Annotated in this window: 16 protein-coding genes; 3 read left to right on the forward strand and 13 right to left on the reverse strand. The window is 65.1% G+C overall.

The window, feature by feature from the left end:
* Positions 1 to 2 precede the first annotated feature (2 nt).
* The gene (ftsE, locus tag LQ952_RS06040; RefSeq protein ID WP_238621756.1) at positions 3 to 671 is read left to right on the forward strand and encodes a cell division ATP-binding protein FtsE; all 669 of its coding nucleotides are present in this window, start codon (positions 3 to 5) and stop codon (positions 669 to 671) included.
* On the forward strand, positions 668 to 1,627 hold the full coding sequence (ftsX, locus tag LQ952_RS06045; RefSeq protein ID WP_238621757.1) for a permease-like cell division protein FtsX: 960 nt from the start codon (positions 668 to 670) through the stop codon (positions 1,625 to 1,627). Before ftsE ends, ftsX begins: the two co-directional genes overlap by 4 nt.
* A gap of 378 nt (positions 1,628 to 2,005) precedes the next feature.
* Here the strand turns inward: ftsX and rpoH are convergent, their stop codons facing one another.
* From rpoH to bioH, 12 genes are all read right to left on the reverse strand, one after another.
* A complete protein-coding gene (gene rpoH, locus LQ952_RS06050; RefSeq protein ID WP_238621758.1) occupies positions 2,006 to 2,863 on the reverse strand; it encodes an RNA polymerase sigma factor RpoH in 858 nt (285 codons plus the stop codon).
* Positions 2,864 to 2,971: 108 nt separating this feature from the next.
* The gene (locus LQ952_RS06055; RefSeq protein WP_238621773.1) at positions 2,972 to 3,127 is read right to left on the reverse strand and encodes a hypothetical protein; all 156 of its coding nucleotides are present in this window, start codon (positions 3,125 to 3,127) and stop codon (positions 2,972 to 2,974) included.
* Entirely contained in the window at positions 3,127 to 3,324 is a 198-nt protein-coding gene (gene ccoS, locus LQ952_RS06060) for a cbb3-type cytochrome oxidase assembly protein CcoS (protein ID WP_238621759.1), read from the reverse strand. Before ccoS ends, LQ952_RS06055 begins: the two co-directional genes overlap by 1 nt.
* Positions 3,324 to 5,813 (reverse strand): heavy metal translocating P-type ATPase, encoded by a 2,490-nt coding sequence (locus tag LQ952_RS06065; RefSeq protein WP_430733757.1) that lies wholly within the window; start codon positions 5,811 to 5,813, stop codon positions 3,324 to 3,326. Before LQ952_RS06065 ends, ccoS begins: the two co-directional genes overlap by 1 nt.
* Entirely contained in the window at positions 5,810 to 6,637 is an 828-nt protein-coding gene (locus tag LQ952_RS06070) for a FixH family protein (RefSeq protein WP_238621761.1), read from the reverse strand. Before LQ952_RS06070 ends, LQ952_RS06065 begins: the two co-directional genes overlap by 4 nt.
* A 21-nt stretch (positions 6,638 to 6,658) precedes the next feature.
* Complete coding sequence (gene ccoG / locus LQ952_RS06075; protein ID WP_238621762.1) at positions 6,659 to 8,053, reverse strand: cytochrome c oxidase accessory protein CcoG; 1,395 nt, start codon at positions 8,051 to 8,053, stop codon at positions 6,659 to 6,661.
* A gap of 18 nt (positions 8,054 to 8,071) precedes the next feature.
* Positions 8,072 to 9,016, reverse strand: coding sequence for a cytochrome-c oxidase, cbb3-type subunit III (ccoP, locus tag LQ952_RS06080; protein ID WP_238621763.1), 945 nt, complete (start codon positions 9,014 to 9,016; stop codon positions 8,072 to 8,074).
* Entirely contained in the window at positions 9,013 to 9,210 is a 198-nt protein-coding gene (locus LQ952_RS06085; protein WP_238621764.1) for a cbb3-type cytochrome oxidase subunit 3, read from the reverse strand. The genes ccoP and LQ952_RS06085 overlap by 4 nt, the downstream gene beginning before the upstream one ends.
* 20 nt (positions 9,211 to 9,230) lie before the next feature.
* Complete coding sequence (gene ccoO / locus LQ952_RS06090) at positions 9,231 to 9,965, reverse strand: cytochrome-c oxidase, cbb3-type subunit II (RefSeq protein ID WP_238621765.1); 735 nt, start codon at positions 9,963 to 9,965, stop codon at positions 9,231 to 9,233.
* 18 nt (positions 9,966 to 9,983) lie between these two features.
* A complete protein-coding gene (gene ccoN, locus LQ952_RS06095; RefSeq protein WP_238621766.1) occupies positions 9,984 to 11,480 on the reverse strand; it encodes a cytochrome-c oxidase, cbb3-type subunit I in 1,497 nt (498 codons plus the stop codon).
* Between the two features lie 164 nt (positions 11,481 to 11,644).
* On the reverse strand, positions 11,645 to 12,511 hold the full coding sequence (gene bioC, locus LQ952_RS06100; protein ID WP_238621767.1) for a malonyl-ACP O-methyltransferase BioC: 867 nt from the start codon (positions 12,509 to 12,511) through the stop codon (positions 11,645 to 11,647).
* Positions 12,504 to 13,277 carry a pimeloyl-ACP methyl ester esterase BioH gene (bioH, locus tag LQ952_RS06105; protein WP_238621768.1) on the reverse strand — a complete coding sequence of 258 codons (774 nt, stop codon included), beginning with the start codon at positions 13,275 to 13,277 and terminating at the stop codon, positions 12,504 to 12,506. The genes bioC and bioH overlap by 8 nt, the downstream gene beginning before the upstream one ends.
* A gap of 158 nt (positions 13,278 to 13,435) precedes the next feature.
* Here bioH and plsY point away from each other — a divergent pair, with 158 nt between their 5' ends.
* Complete coding sequence (plsY, locus tag LQ952_RS06110) at positions 13,436 to 14,035, forward strand: glycerol-3-phosphate 1-O-acyltransferase PlsY (RefSeq protein ID WP_238621769.1); 600 nt, start codon at positions 13,436 to 13,438, stop codon at positions 14,033 to 14,035.
* A 77-nt stretch (positions 14,036 to 14,112) separates the two neighbouring features.
* On the opposite strand, the gene LQ952_RS06115 is transcribed toward plsY, so the two are convergent.
* A partial coding sequence (locus LQ952_RS06115; RefSeq protein ID WP_488349781.1) for a Kae1-like domain-containing protein occupies positions 14,113 to 14,611 on the reverse strand: 499 nt, incomplete at its 5' end.

Below are 14,611 nucleotides of genomic sequence, written 5' to 3' on the forward strand. Positions count from 1 at the left end.
TCATGATCCTGCTGCGCAACGTCACCAAGCGCTACCCCAACGGCCATGAGGCCCTGTCCCGGATCAACCTGAGTCTGGACCGGGGCGCCATGGCCTTCCTCACCGGCCACTCCGGGGCCGGCAAGAGTACCCTGCTCAAACTCATCTCGCTGATCGAGCGCCCCAGCCGGGGCCAGATCGTGGTCAACGGTCAGAACCTGGAATCTTTGTCCGGTCGTCAGGTGCCCTACTTCCGGCGCCAGATCGGCATCATCTTCCAGGATCACCACCTGCTCCACGACCGCAGCGTCTTCGACAACGTGGCCCTGCCCCTGGTGATCCAGGGCTACCGGCAGCCGGAAATCGCCCGTCGCGTCCGCGCCGCCCTGGACAAGGTGGGGCTGCTGCACAAGGAGAACGCCGAACCCGTCACCCTGTCCACCGGCGAACAGCAGCGGGTGGGTATCGCCCGCGCCGTGGTCCACAAGCCCGCCATCCTGCTGGCGGACGAACCCACCGGCAACCTGGACCCTCACCTGTCCCGGGAGATCATGCAGCTGTTCCTGCGCTTCAATCAGGTGGGTACCACGGTCCTGGTCGCCAGCCACGACCTGAACCTGATCTCGTCCCTGGGCAAGCCCATGGTGCATCTCAATGAAGGCCGCCTCCAGCGCCGGGAGGCGGAGGCATGAAACGCCGTCGCGCCCTGACCCTACCGCCGGTCCATGCCCGGTTCCAGGCCTACGGCATCAACCATCTGCGGGCCCTGGTGTTCAGCCTGGGCAAGCTCTACCGTGCCCCCTTCTCCAGCGCCCTGACCCTGCTGGTGATCGCCGTCGCCCTGACCCTGCCAACCCTCTTTCATGTGGTGTTGAACAATCTTCAGCAAGTCAGCCCCCAGTGGTCCCAAACGGCGCAGATCTCAGTATTCCTCCAGGATTCAGTGGCGGATGAACAGCTGCCGGCCCTGGCCACCCGCCTGGCCCAACGCCCCGACGTGGCCGTGGCCCTGCCCGTCACCCGCGCCGAGGCCCTGGAGGAGTTTCGTGCCCATTCCGGCTTTGCCGAGGCCCTGGACACCCTGGGCGAAAATCCCCTGCCGCCCCTGATCCTGGTGACACCGGCGCTGGAGCACGGCTCCACAACAGCCCTGGAAGGGCTGGTCAACGCCCTGAACAACATGCCGGAGGTTTCCCGGGCGCTCATGGACCTGCAATGGGTACAGCGCCTGTTTTCCATCATGGAGATGCTGCAGCGCGCCACGCTCGTGCTGTCCCTGCTGCTGGGATTGGGGGTATTGCTGGTGGTGGGCAACACCATCCGGCTGGACGTGCAGAATCGACGGGAAGAGATCGAGGTAGCCAAGCTGGTGGGGGCGACGGACGCCTTCATCCGGCGTCCGTTTCTTTATGGTGGGCTGTGGCTGGGACTGGGAGGCGCCATGCTGGCGGTGGTGATCGTGACCATCACCATCCTGCTGCTGTCCGGGCCGGTGCAGGCCCTGTCGCAGCTCTACGGTGGGGAATGGCGCCTCGGCGGCCTGGGTTTTCAGGGCACCCTGGCCCTGCTCGGGCTGGGCGCGCTGCTGGGACTGGCGGGGTCATGGATCACGGTGAACCAGCACCTGCGCCACATCGAACCCCGTTAGGCATATTCCAAACACACCCATTCCCGCGAAAGCCTCACGCGTTACCGCAAAGCCTCACGCATCCTCGAAAAATCCCGCGGCATTCCGATGGAAGTCCCGCGCTATCCCCGCAAAGTCCCACGTCATTCCCGCGGAAGCGGGAATCCAGTGACAGACTCACAAACCCTGGACTCCCGCCTTCGCGGGAGTGACGAGTGAATGACGCATTCCCGCAAAGTCCCACGTCATTCCCATGAAAATCCCACGGCATCCCCATGGAAGTCTCGCGTCATCCCCGCAAAGTCCCACGTCATTCCCGCGGAAGCGGGAATCCAGTGACAGACTCACAAAACCCTGGACTCCCGCCTTCGCGGGAGTGACGAGTATCTGGAGCCGGAGTTAAGCCGCCATCGCCTGACGCAACTTGCGAATGGAATTGCTTTCAAGCTGCCGAATCCGCTCCGCCGACACCCCGTACTCCGCCGCCAGTTCGTGGAGGGTCGCCTTCTCCTCCGCCAGCCAGCGGCGCGCCAGAATGGCCCGGCTGCGCTCGTCCAGGGCGGCCAGAGCCTGCTGCAGGCGGGCCTGGTGATAACTGTCCCAATCGGTGCGTTCCATCAACGTCGCCGGATCACCCTCGTGATCCATCAGCACATCCGCCGGGGCGGCGGTATACGTACCTTCATCATCCGGTTCCGGATCAAAACATACGTCACGGCCGGCCAGGCGGGACTCCATCTCCATCACTTCCCGGGCGGATACCCCCAGGTCATTGGCCACGGTCTCCACCTCATCCTGACTGAACCAACCCAGACGCTGCTTGGCGCCACGCAGGTTGAAGAACAGCTTGCGCTGGGCCTTGGTGGTGGCCACCTTGACGATGCGCCAGTTACGCAGCACGAATTCATGGATCTCGGCCCGGATCCAGTGGACGGCAAAGGAGATCAGGCGCACATTCATGTCCGGATCAAAGCGCTTGACCGCCTTCATCAGGCCGATGTTGCCTTCCTGAATCAGGTCACCCAGATTCAGGCCGTAGCCGGAATAGCCGCGGGCGATATGGACCACAAAGCGCAGGTTATGCATCACCAGCTTGCGGGCGGCCTCCAGGTCCTGTTCGTCCCGCAGGCGGCGGGCCAGGGCCTGCTCTTCCTCGGCCTCCAGTACCGGCAGCCGGATGACGGCCGAGATGTAGCTGTCCAGATCCCCGACCGGGACAGCAAGGTGGCTGGCTGCCGGAGTCAGTGCGGTTGTCATGGATTGCGATCCTCCCCAATTCCAAGCGGAATGCTGCGAGTTTAGCACTCGCGAGGTTGGAGTGCTAACCGTGATGAAGAGTTCCCACCCCCTCACCCCAACCCCGGCTCAACGCCCGAACACAATCACGGACAGAAAACTCAGCCACGACACCACAACCAGCACCACAATGAACGTCATGGCCGCATTGTCAAAACTGAACATGGGGTGATTCAGCACCGGCAGACGCCGCAGCGCCCGCCCCCACTCGATCAACTTGTTCATCACTCACCCTCCCCGGAACCGGGTTTGTCATCCCGACGACGGCGCGGAATCCGCGGGTCATCGTCATCCATCAGGATCCGATGCGCCGGACCCTCCATATCGTCGTACTGACCGGATCGCACCGTCCACAGGAACGCCGCCAGGGCCAGGCCGAGAAAAATCATCCCCAGGGGGATCAGAATGTAGAGCATTTCCATCAGCGTGAATCCCGTAACCGCAATGCATTCACCACCACCACCAGCGAACTCAAGGACATCCCCAGGGCCGCCAGCCAGGGCGTGAGCAGTCCCGCCGCCGCCACCGGCAGCGCCAGGGCGTTGTAACCGATGGCCCAGCGGATGTTCTGCCGGATCACGGCCACCGTCTCCCGGGCCTTGTCCACCCCGGCCGGCAGCACCCCGGGCTGATCCCGATACAGGATCATGTCCGCCCCCGACTGGGCCAGCTGCGTCCCGCCCGCCATGGCCACCGACACATGGGCCTTGGACAGCACCGGGGCATCATTGACGCCATCCCCCACCATGGCCACCACCCGGCCTGCCGACTGCAACGCCTCCAGGGCCGCCAGCTTGTCCGCCGGAGACAGGCCGCCCCGGGCATCCTCGATCCCCAGTTGCCGGGCCAGAAAGGACACCGCCACCGGGGCATCCCCCGAAAACAGATGCACGGTGATGCCCCGAGCCTTGAGTCCCGTCACCGCTGCCAGGGCATCCGGGCGGGTACGGTCCTCCAGCACGAAGGCCGCCAGCAGGCCCTGATCGTCGCCCAACACCACATGCCCCGCATGGGGCCATTGCCCGACCAGACGCGCCAGACGTGGGTCATCGACGGCATCGGGGCCGAGCTCACGGACAAAACCCGGCGCGCCGATGCGCAGCCGACGGCCCCGGATCACCCCTTCCATGCCCCGGCCGGGATGGGCGCGGATCTCTCCGGCGGCCTCTATCGGCCCCGATCCGCCACCCGCCCCGACCCGCTGAAACACCCGCCCCACCGGATGCTCGGAACCGGCCTCCAGGATGCGGGCATATTTCAGGCAACCGGCTTCATCCACATCCCCCAGCACCGCCACCGTCCGCAGGCTCAGGCGTCCCTCGGTCAAGGTCCCGGTCTTGTCGAACACCACATCCGTGATCCCGGCCAGGTGTTCCAGGGCCTGCCCCCGGGCCGTCAACAGGCCGCGGCCGGTCAGTGCCCCGGTGGCCGCCGTGATCGCCGCCGGGGTGGCCAGGGCCAGGGCACAGGGACAACTCACCACCAGCATGGTCACCATCACCCAGAAGGCGCGGGCAGGATCCACCCACAGCCACCACACCAGCCCCGTCACCAGGGTCAGCAACAGGACCGCCCCCACGAACCAGCCCGTACCCCGTTCCGCCAGCCGGGCCATGGGGGGCTTTTCCGTCTGCGCCCGCGCCAGCAGGCGCTGGATGGATGAGAGCACCGTCTCCTGCCCCACCTGGTCCACCCGCATCACCAGCGGGCTTTCCACATTCACCGTGCCGCCCACCAGGGTATCCCCCGCCGACCGGCGCCGGGGCAGGCTCTCGCCCGTGAGTAAAGACTCGTCCACGCTGGAGGTCCCCAAGAGCACCACCCCGTCCGCCGGCACCGGCGCCCCCGGCCTGACCCGCACCCGGTCTCCGGGCAGCAATTCGGTCACCGGCACCTCCTCATCGCCCGTCTCCCCGATACGGGTGGCCACCGTCGGCAGCAGGCGCCCCAGGGATTCGGTGGCCTGACCTGCCCGCTGACGGGCCGCCATCTCCAGATACCGCCCGGTGAGCAGGAAGAACACGAACATGGTTACCGACTCGAAATACACATGTTCCGGATGCCCGGTCACCGTGGCCCAGGCGCTGGCGACAAAGGTGGAACCGATGGCCAGGGCCACCGGCACGTCCATCCCCAGGCGTCGCCGACGCAGGTCCCGCCAGGCGGACACAAAGAAACCGGCCCCGGCATAGAACACCACCGGTGCCGCCACCAGCATGGCCACCCAGCGCAGGAACTGCATCATGTCGTCCTGGCCGGGCACCCCATGGCCCAGCCACAGGGCCACGGCGATCATCATCACCTGCATCATCCCCAGGCCTGCCACCGCCAGACGCCGCAAGGCCCGGTCCCGCTCCTTGCGAAAGACCGCCTCCCGGCGTCCGGGATCAAACGGATGGGCCCGGTAACCGATCTCCGTGATGGCCCTCAGGATGGCGCTGAGGCTGATCCGGCTCTGATCCCATCGCACTCGGGCGCGATGGGTTGAATAGTTCACGGCAAAAGACACCACCCCCGGCAAAGCCTGCACATGACGTTCACTCAGCCAGACGCAGGCGGCACAGACGATGCCCTCCAGCATCAGCGAGGCCTCCCGCAAATTCCCCGGCGTCACATGCACAAAACTGCGCTGTACCTGCTCGCTGTCGTAGAGGGCCAGGGCATCCAGGGCCGCGGCGGGATCCGGCGGAGCGCCGGCCTTTTCGGTGCGATGGCGGTAATAATCGGCCAGACCGGCATCGATGATGGCCGCCGCCACTGCCCGGCAACCGGGGCAGCAGAAGGCCTGTGCTTCCCCCTCCACGGTCAGGCTGAAATCCGTGCCTGCGGGCACCGGCAGGCCGCAGTGAAAGCAGGACCGAGCCGCGCCCGGCGTGCCCGCCTCAAAGGCGGATTGCAGGATCACGTTCACCCTTCACGCACCGAGGTCATGCCCCGCTGTTCGTGCAGGGCCTCCCCCCGGCGGACCTGCAGCAGCAGATCCCAGCGGCCGGGAGCGGGAAAGCGCAACCGGGCCTGATACAGGCCGGGACCGATTTCGGTCATGTGGAAGGTCTGATCCAGGCGTTCATCGGAGGGGCGCATGAACTCCCCCGCCACCAGCGCCCGGCTGACCGGCGCACCGGTACGGTCCGTGACCTTCACCTGGAAGATGCTGTCCCTGTCCAGACGGGGGGCCTCCAGCCAGCCCTGACGCACCTGCCAGCCCCGCTCGGCCTGGATCCGGGCCTGTTCCATGTACTTCTGGGCCAGGGCCTGATTCTTGTGGGAGATGTGGGCGGCGGTGCCGGGAAAGAAGGACGTCACCTGTTCGGCCCCGCTGCGGGGTTCGGGCAGGAGTCTCCCCACCATGCCGCTGGGCATGCCCTGGTGGGCCAGGGTCACGAGGATGCCGTTCACGGTGGCGATGACGATGAAGAAGCCCACGATGGCGGCGGGTGCCCAGTGGATGCGCAGCCGACCGGCCTGCCGGCTGTCGCGAGTCTTCTGGTTTTCCAACTGGGACATGATGATGCCCAGGCCATAGGGGGTGATCATGTAGAGGGCCAGATGGATGGCAAAGACATCGGCGCCAGGCCAGAACACGATGGAGACGGGGATGAACACCAGCAGCACCGCCGCCAGCACCGTGAGGGACACCTGGTAGGCCCGCAGACGAGTGAAGCGGTAGAGGACGAAGAACAGCACCATGGCGGCGCCGACGCCAAGACCCAGGCTGAGGACGAGTGAATCCATGATCGTGTCTCCGGTTAAAACCTATCTCAGTATGAACTGCGATCCCACCAGCACCGGCTCCAGCCCCTCCGGCATCACCGGCACCAGCTCAAACACCAGTACCTGCCGGCGCGCCGCCCCCGTCGGGGCCTGATAACGCACCCGGGCCAGCAATGTGGTCCGATGCTCCGGCATCAGCGTCACTCGCTCGATCCGCCCCATGTCCAGCACCGCCCCGTCCAGCCCCGACACCCGCACCTCCAGAGTCATGGGGTGCTGGGTCTTGTTGTTCACCTTGATCTCGTAACTGTTCTGGATCGAACCATCCGACAGACGCACAAACAGCGGCTGACGGACCTGATTCACCGAGGCATCCAGCGGTGCCTGATGGGCCACCCCCCAGACCAGGAGCGCCGTGATCAGCAACAGCGGCAACCCGTAACCCAGGGTCTTGGGCTTGAGCCACCGGGTCTTGCGGCCCTCCAGGGCATGCTCGGAGGTATACCGCACCAACCCCCTAGGCCACTTGAGGCGATCCATCACCGCATCACAGGCGTCCACGCACAGGCCACAGTGGATGCACTGGTACTGCAGACCGTCACGGATATCGATACCCACCGGACACACCTGTACACAGTAATCGCAGTCGATGCAGTCACCGACCCCGGCGGCCCGGCGCGTCGTCAGGTCACGCCCCCCGGCCCGCAGGGTGGCCCGCCCCGCGGTCCCCTCCCCACGGTCGCGGTCATAGGAAATGATGAGGGTATCCCGGTCGAACATCACACTCTGGAACCGGGCATAGGGGCACATGTAGGTACAGACCTGCTCCCTCAGCACCCCGGCCAGCAGCCAGGTGGTCAAGGTGAGAAACCCGGTGGTCACGTAAGCGGCAAAGGGCGCCTGTCCGGCAAAGAAGGCCGCCGTCAGGGCGGGCGCATCGGCCCAGTAGAGGGTGAAGGTCAGCCCGGTGAGAAAGGCCACCCCCAGCCAGGCGGCATGGGTCGCGCCCTTTTTCAGGAATCGCCGGACAGTCCAGCCCGACCGGTCCAGGCGCATGCGGGCGCCGCGGTCACCCTGGATGCCCCGCTCGATGGCCATGAACACATCGGTCCACAGGGTCTGAAAGCAGAAATAGCCGCAGAAAACCCGCCCTGCCAGCCCGGTGACCATGAACAGCAGCAGGGCCAGGATGATGAGCACCGCCGCCAGCCAGAAGATATCCTGGGGATGGACCAGCAGGTCGAAGAGATAAAAACGCCGGCCGGGGATATCGAACAGCACCGCCTGGTCAGGCCCGAATGCCCGTTCCCAGCGGACCCAGGGCAACAAGAAGAACACCCCGTAGGCCAGAGCCAGAACGGCCCATTTCAGGTTGCGAAAACGGCCCTTGACGCTGCGGGGATAGATGGGAATACGGGCCTGGTATTGCTCGGACATTCAATCTCCATACTGCGGTTAAAGCCCCCCACCCAGTTGATGCACATAGGTGGCCAGCACCCGGATCTCCGCCGGGGAAAGCCGATCACCGAAGGCGGGCATCTCCCGCTGCACCCCGCGCAGGATCAGGTCCCGAACCAGGGCCTGACGCTCGGCATGGCTTTGCGCACCCGTCACATCGATGTTCTGCCAAATGTCGTTGGTCAGATTCGGCGCCCCCTGAGACTTGAGCCCCAGCCCCTCGCGGCCATGACAGGCATAACAGCCGCCCTCGTAACCCTGGTAGATGGACCCGCCCAGGCTCACCTGCTCCGGATCCCCGCCCTCGTGTCCGGCCAGGCTCAGCACATAGGCGGCCACCGCATCGGCCTGCTGGTCATCGAAGGTTTCGCGGTAAGGGGGCATGTAACCCATACGTCCCCGGGTGATGGTCTGTTCGATGGCCTGGATGGTACCGCCCCAGTGCCAGTTGTCGTCCGCCAGGTTCGGATACAGACCGATGATGCCCGCGCCCCCGGTCTGATGACAGGCGGCGCAGAAGTCACCGAAAATCCCCCGGGCATAGGAATTCACGAACGCCAGCATGTCCGTATCGGACAGCACCGTGTCATGGTCCGCCGCCGCGATCACCTGCAGAAACTCCCGCTGACGCACCGCCGCATCACTGGTCTGCATCTCCCGCACCAGCAGCGCCCGGCTGTTCCAGTGGCTACGCTGGGGCTCACCCTCCACCTCGTAATTGATCCAGGAAATCCCCTTGGTATAGGTCCCGGCAATGGGCCAGGCGGGGTACAGCAGCCAGTAGATCAGGGAAAACACCACCGTGGCGTAGAAGCTCCACAGCCACCAGCGCGGCAAAGGGTTGTTGTACTCGCGCAGGTCATCGTCCCAGACGTGGCCGGTGGTTTTCACACCCCCCGGCTTGCCGGAGGCCGACTGCTGCTCGTGTCCGGGTTCGTTCATGACTGTTTCTCGTCTTGGTGCTTTTGATCCGGCTCATCGTCGTCAAAGGGAATGTACCGGTAGGACTCCAGCCGCTCCGACCGCTTGCGGCTGGAAAACAGATAAATCAGGATGCCGACGAAGGTGCTGAAAAACAGCAGCAGGGCCACCATCTTGCTGTTATTGAGATCCGTGATCCAAGACCAGAGATCCATAAGAACCTCCCACATCAAAACTACCTGAATTCCACGAAGTACCCTTCGTCATACCGGGTGAAGTCCACCAGGGTCCCCAACATCTGCAGATAGGCCACCATGGCATCCATCTCCGTGATCCGGGAGGGGTCCCCATCGTAGTTTCCGCGCCGGGCCTGGGCCTCCAGGTTCTCCCGGGCGCGGGTAATGTCCAGTTGCCGTGCCGTCTCCTCGCCGAAGCGTTCCACATTGGCGGCAAACTCCTCCTCGGTCAGGGAATAGGGTACCCCGGCGATGCGCAGGGCGCGCATGCGCTGCTCAATGTCGCCATAGCGCAGATCCCGCCGCGCCAGCCAGGGATAGCCGGGCATGATGGACTCGGGCACCACGGCACGAGGCTCGATCAGGTGGCGGGCGTGCCAGTCGTTGGAATACTTGCCCCCCACCCGGGCCAGATCCGGTCCGGTGCGCTTGGAGCCCCACTGGAAGGGATGGTCATACATGGATTCCGCCGCCAGGGAATAATGCCCGTAACGCAGCATCTCGTCCCGGAACGGTCGGATCATCTGGGAATGGCAGGTGTAACACCCTTCACGCACGTAAAGATCCCGGCCCCGCAGTTCCAGCGGGGTATAGGGACGCACCCCTTCCACCTCCTCCACGGTATCGTCGATGTAGAACAGGGGCACGATCTCCACCAGCCCCCCGATGCTGATCACCACCAGGGTCAGGGCGATCAGCAGGCCGGCATTGGTTTCTATGGTTTCGTGTTTCATGGCGGTGCAGTTCCCCCGTCAGGCCCGCGAAGCAGATGCCGTCGTGTCGGCCCGGCCGGACGCGGCCTGCCGAGCCGCCCCCCGACGCACCGGTTCGATGGTCTTGTAGATGTTGTAGGCCATCAGCAGCATCCCGGCCAGGAAGAACCCGCCCCCCAGGGCACGAACCACATAGGGCTGATGCAGGAACACCACCGTCTCGATGAAGGTATAGGAGAGATTGCCGAACTCATCGAAGGCCCGCAGCATCAGGCCCTGCCCGATCCCCGCCACCCACATGGCGGTGATGTAGAGCACGATGCCGATGGTGGCCAGGAAGAAGTGCACGTACACCAGGCGGACGCTGTAGAGCCGGGTATCCCACAGCCGCGGGATCAGGTGATACATGGAACCGAAGGTGATCATGGCCACCCAGCCCAGGGTCCCGGAATGCACATGTCCCACGGTCCAGTCGGTGTAATGGGACAGGGCATTCACGCTCTTGAGCGACATCATCGGTCCTTCGAAGGTGGCCATGCCGTAAAAGGACAGGGAAGTGATCAGGAACAGCATGATGGGATCGGTGCGCAGTTTGTGCCAGGCCCCGGAGAGGGTCATGATCCCGTTGATCATCCCGCCCCAGGAGGGCAGCAGCAACAGGATGGAGAAGGTGGCCGCCAGGGTGGAGACCCAGTCCGGCAGGGCCGTCCAGTGCAGGTGGTGGGCACCCACCCACATGTACAGGAACACCAAAGCCCAGAAGTGGACGATGGACAGCCGGTAGGAATAGATGGGCCGACCCGCCTGCTTGGGCACGAAGTAGTACATCATCCCCAGGAAGGCGGCGGTCAGGAAGAAGCCCACCGCGTTATGGCCGTACCACCACTGGGTCATGGCATCCTGCACCCCGGAGAACAGGGAATAGGACTCCAGGCTGAACAGGCTCACCGGGATCGCCAGGTTATTGAAGATGTGCAGGATGGCCGTGGCCAGGATGAAGGCCATGAAGAACCAGTTGGCCACGTAGATGTGGGGCTGGGTCCGGCGCAGCAGGGTCATCAGATAGACCAGGAAATAGGCCACCCAGACCACGGTGATGAGCAAATCGATCTGCCAGGTGAACTCGGCGTACTCCCGTCCCTGAGTGTAGCCCAGCATGTAGGTGATCGCCCCCAGCGCCACCGCCAGGTTCCAGCCCCAGAAGGTGAATTCCGCCAGCTTCGGCCCGAACAGGCGGGTCTGGCAGGTTCGCTGCACGATGTAGTAGGACGTGGCAAAGAGGGCGTTGCCGCCGAAGCCGAAGATCACCAGGGTGGTGTGCACCGGCCGGAAACGGCCGTAGGTGATCTGCGGGATATCGAAGTTCAGGAAGGGAAAGGCGAGCTGGGAGGCGATCCACACCCCCACCCCCATGCCAAGCACGCCCCAGACGAGGGTCATGATGGTGAATTTCTTGACGATTTCGTAGTTGTACTGCTCGGAAGGCGCGACCTGGGTACGACTGCGGTCGGCGTCGGCGGAGGAGGTCTGTGCCATGGCGAGGTCTCTGGAGTCTTCCTTTTTTTAATAAAGGGTATAGACCCTTCCCTGGAATTTTGCGAACCGGCGATCGTCGGCTCCGCGGTCATCATATCCGACTATAACCCAAGGAATTAAAGGGTTCGACTCAATGGAATTGATAGGGGCAACAGGAAGATTGATCAGCCCGGGGCAATCGGGATCACCCCCCGCGCCGGCATCGGACTGGGCGCCGGCGCGGCCGTCACCCAGGCATGCCCGTAGACCACCTCATAGGTGGCCGGCAACACCCCTTCCGCAGTCCGGAACGACTCGTAGGCCGCCTCCGCCGCCCGCAATCGCGATGGCGTGGTCAACCCCCGCCCCCGCCCCAGCAAGGCATTGGTGGCCCCGATCGCCTGCAGATCCCGCATCAAACGCCGCATCTGCGGATAGGTCACCGTGATCCGCTCCACATCCATCACCGGGTCCGCAAACCCGGCCCGCACCAGAGCATCCCCCACGTCATGCATGTCCAGAAACGCGTTCACATGGGCATGGCCATCCACCGCCTCCCAGGCCGAGCGCAGCTCATGGAGGGTATCCGGCCCCAGGGTCGTGAACATCAGCAACCCGCCGGGGGCCAGCACCCGCCGGAACCCGGCAAAGGTCCGCTCCAGATCATTGCACCACTGAATCGTCAGACTGGAAAAGATCAGATCAAAACCGGCATCGGCAAACGGCAACGCCTCCACATCGGCACACACCAGGCCCGGCCGCCGCCACCAACCACTGCCCTTTCTCACCTGCTGCAGCATGGATGGCGACAGATCCAGCCCCACCACCCGCGCACCCCGATAACGCCGACGCAGTCCGTGCAGCCCCTGCCCCGTTCCCGTGCCCGCATCCAGCACCCGCGTCGGCTGCAGCCGGATCCACTCCAGCCGCTCCAGCAACCTTGCACAGACCTCCTTCTGCAGCACGGCCGCTTCGTCATAGGATGTCGCGGCCCGGTCAAAGGTGGCGCGCACCCGCTGCTTGTCCACGCGGTAACGGGTGAGATCAGTCATGCATAAAACTCCGGAGAATGGCCTCGAATTCGGCCGGTCGAGACAGAAACGGGGCATGGCCGGCACCCTCGATCACGGCGGTGCGCATGGTCGGCCGCAGCGCCCGGAACGACGTCTCGGCGGCGGCGGGCACCAGGGTATCGTACTCGCCGAACACGGCATGCACCGGACATGGCAGGGCGGCCAGGGTCGGGCGCAGGTCCATGTCCCGCAACAGTCCCAGCCCCTCGGTCAGGGCCTTGGGCGTGGGCGGGCTGTCCAGCAGACGGCCACGCAGGGTCTTCAGCGTCGCCTGGGCATCGGGCAGGCCATGAAACTGCAGGGCCAGAAAGCGGTTCAGCGTCACCTGATACTGGGCCGCCAACCCCTGGGCAAAGGCATCCAGGATCGGCAGGCGCATGGCATGGGGCCAGTCCGGGGCCTGCACGAAGCGCGGCGTGCCGGCCACCAGGATGACCCGGTGAACCCGTTGCGGATGGCGCGCCGCGGCCTGCAAGGCCACCAGGGCGCCCAGGGACCAACCCACCAGGGTGGACCCGGCGTCCGGCAGGGTGACGGCCAGGCGATCCGCCAGGGTATCCAGATCCCCCAGTCGGGTCTCATCGGCGGCGGCGCCATGGCCGGGCAGATCCACGCGGTGGACCTGAAAATCATCGGCCAGGGCGCGAGCCAGATCCTCCCAGACCCCGGCGTTGAGGCCCCAGCCATGGACCAGGGTCAGCGCCGGGCCGTCCCCCAGGGAACAGGTCTTCAAAGCGGCAGTCACTCAAAGCTCTCCGGAACAAGTACATTAAAACCGTTCACCCCTCACCCCAACTCCTCTCCCACAAGGGGAGAGGGGCTTTAAGGCACTTTCTCGGTTATCATGCGCGGCAAACCCAACCGCCCGAACGGTCCACCAGGCCGGCGAGGATACTCCACCCCATGCTGCTGCCCATCATACTGACCATCGCCGCCTACCTGATCGGCTCCATCTCCACCGCCATCATCACCTGCAAGCTCCTGGGCCTGCCCGACCCCCGCACCCAGGGGTCCGGCAACCCCGGCGCCACCAACGTACTGCGCTCCGGCGGCAAAAAAGCGGCCATCATCACCCTGGCGGGCGATCTTCTCAAGGGGCTGATCCCGGTCTTGGTCGCCCAGGCACTGGGGCTGACAGGGCTGGCCCTGGCGCTGGTGGCCCTGGCCGCATTCCTCGGCCATCTGTTCCCGGTGTTTCATCAGTTCAAGGGCGGCAAGGGCGTGGCCACCGGGCTGGGCGTACTGCTGGGCCTGCACTGGGCGGTGGGGCTGTGCACCCTGGTCATCTGGCTGCTGGCCACCGCCGGCACCCGCACCTCATCCATCGGCGCCCTGGCCGCCGCCACCTCGGCCCCCATTTGGGTGGCCCTGATCATGGGCGATGCCTGGGTCACCATCGCGGCCTGCCTCATGATGGCCTTCATCTATGTACGGCACGCCGGCAACATCCGCCGCATCATGAACAAGACGGAACCCAAGATCGGGCAGAAAAAGCAGCCCTAGGCCCGACGAATGGCAGCGGTGGCCGGGGATGCCATGCTTCGCGGCCAAGGGCCGCGCCCACAGGGCGACCGAAGGCGCTACACCGGCACCAGCTCATCGATCCCCCAGCGGGCGCGGGCCGGGATCTCCAGCCCGCAACGCGCCCCGGCGGCCAGACGCAGCGCACCGGCCAGGGCGATCATCGCCCCGTTGTCCGTACAGAACTCGATGCGCGGATAGAACGCCTGCCCACCCTCCTCGGCCACCATCTCCGCCAACGCCGCCCGCAGACGCCGATTGGCCCCCACGCCACCGGCCACCACCAGACGCTGCGCACCCACCGCGTGCAACGCCCGCCGGCACTTGATCACCAGGGTATCCACCACCGCATCCTCGAAAGCCCGCGCCACGTCCGCCTCCAGCCGGGCATCCCGGGACGGATCCTGCAACGTGGTCAACGCTCGCGTCTTCAGACCGGAAAAACTGAATGCCAACCCCGGCCGGTCCGTCATCGGCCGGGGGAAACGAAACCGCCCCGGATCTCCCTGCTCCGCCAGCCGTGCCAGCGCCGGGCCACCCGGATACCCCAGACCCAAC

This window comes from Ectothiorhodospira lacustris (genome assembly GCF_022227785.1).
Taxonomy (GTDB): Bacteria; Pseudomonadota; Gammaproteobacteria; order Ectothiorhodospirales; family Ectothiorhodospiraceae; genus Ectothiorhodospira; species Ectothiorhodospira lacustris.

Bases quoted from the DNA above. Each gene is read 5' to 3' on its own strand.
- ftsE (WP_238621756.1), top strand. From the start codon at position 3: ATGATCCTGCTGCGCAACGTCACCAAGCGCTACCCCAACGGCCATGAG.
- ftsX (WP_238621757.1), top strand. From the start codon at position 668: ATGAAACGCCGTCGCGCCCTGACCCTACCGCCGGTCCATGCCCGGTTC.
- rpoH (WP_238621758.1), bottom strand. From the start codon at position 2,863: ATGACAACCGCACTGACTCCGGCAGCCAGCCACCTTGCTGTCCCGGTC.
- LQ952_RS06055 (WP_238621773.1), bottom strand. From the start codon at position 3,127: ATGAACAAGTTGATCGAGTGGGGGCGGGCGCTGCGGCGTCTGCCGGTG.
- ccoS (WP_238621759.1), bottom strand. From the start codon at position 3,324: ATGGAAATGCTCTACATTCTGATCCCCCTGGGGATGATTTTTCTCGGC.
- LQ952_RS06070 (WP_238621761.1), bottom strand. From the start codon at position 6,637: ATGGATTCACTCGTCCTCAGCCTGGGTCTTGGCGTCGGCGCCGCCATG.
- ccoG (WP_238621762.1), bottom strand. From the start codon at position 8,053: ATGTCCGAGCAATACCAGGCCCGTATTCCCATCTATCCCCGCAGCGTC.
- ccoP (WP_238621763.1), bottom strand. From the start codon at position 9,016: ATGAACGAACCCGGACACGAGCAGCAGTCGGCCTCCGGCAAGCCGGGG.
- LQ952_RS06085 (WP_238621764.1), bottom strand. From the start codon at position 9,210: ATGGATCTCTGGTCTTGGATCACGGATCTCAATAACAGCAAGATGGTG.
- ccoO (WP_238621765.1), bottom strand. From the start codon at position 9,965: ATGAAACACGAAACCATAGAAACCAATGCCGGCCTGCTGATCGCCCTG.
- ccoN (WP_238621766.1), bottom strand. From the start codon at position 11,480: ATGGCACAGACCTCCTCCGCCGACGCCGACCGCAGTCGTACCCAGGTC.
- bioC (WP_238621767.1), bottom strand. From the start codon at position 12,511: ATGACTGATCTCACCCGTTACCGCGTGGACAAGCAGCGGGTGCGCGCC.
- plsY (WP_238621769.1), top strand. From the start codon at position 13,436: ATGCTGCTGCCCATCATACTGACCATCGCCGCCTACCTGATCGGCTCC.